1 protein-coding gene is annotated in these 984 nt (G+C 35.1%); it reads right to left on the minus strand.

From position 1 onward, the window contains the following. Positions 1-97: 97 nt before the first annotated feature. A complete protein-coding gene (locus AOQ32_RS08355) occupies positions 98-592 on the minus strand; it encodes a helix-turn-helix transcriptional regulator (RefSeq protein ID WP_059394394.1) in 495 nt (164 codons plus the stop codon). Positions 593-984: the final 392 nt, after the last annotated feature.

The raw sequence follows: 984 nt of genomic DNA on the forward strand, positions 1-984 counted from the left end.
TCTACTTCTCATAATCCCAATGGCAAGCCTTTTGACCTTTGTGAAAAAATCATTTCTGAGAACCTTGATGAGAACTTTTTATGACATTCTATCCACTTTATTTTTGCAAATTTTTTCCACTTAGTGGGTGGAGAACCTTATAGATAGCGTTTTGCCAAGAATAATGCATACCAAAATGATAGTATCGGTCAATTCGTGCCAGTTTGACTAAGACATGAACTAAAGCAAAAAGGCTAATCATTACTGGAATAGCACCCCAAACCGTTAAATGAATAACGTTGAATTCGTCCAATAATAAAATTATTGCAAAACATAAATCAATTAATAAGAGCCAACGATAAATTGGCTTTAACAGTCTTTGAGCGTCTTGCTCGGTAAAACTTTCTTTCATCTTTTCGTCCTCTCTTAACAGGTCATCCAATGACAAATCTAAAATATCCGATAGACGAATCAACAAATTGAAATCAGGATAATTTTTTCCATTTTCCCAATGAGAAATTGTTTGTCTAGTGACAAAAAGAAGGTTGGCTAATGTCTGTTGAGACATCTTCTTTTGTGTTCGAACTTGTTTTAAATGCTGTCCAAATTCCATTTATTTTTTCCTCTATCTTGATTATGATTAAAAAAAGAATCAGAACCAAGCAAGCAATTCTTACCCACTGTAATCACAACAAAATTCAACCAAATTTTAAATTCTCTGTCGACCTTTTGAACCAAAAAATGACTCCGAAAAAAGTAATTTCTAAAACTGAGGGATTGGGGCAACACCCCAAAAAATGAAAAACCAGGGAATATACACAAATCCCTGGTTTAGAATATCAGCATGGTGAGTACTCACATGCTAAACTTGCAAAAAGGATGGTCAGCTCAGTTTATTTAGAATAAACACTATCTTAGAGGAATGACATCAGGTGATGACCTAAGGGTCATCTGGCCTACTTATTTGCTGTGAAGTCTTCGACTTCATGCGCAAACAGCGTAGGG

This window comes from Fructobacillus tropaeoli (genome assembly GCF_001047135.2).
In the GTDB taxonomy this organism is placed as follows: Bacteria; Bacillota; Bacilli; order Lactobacillales; family Lactobacillaceae; genus Fructobacillus; species Fructobacillus tropaeoli.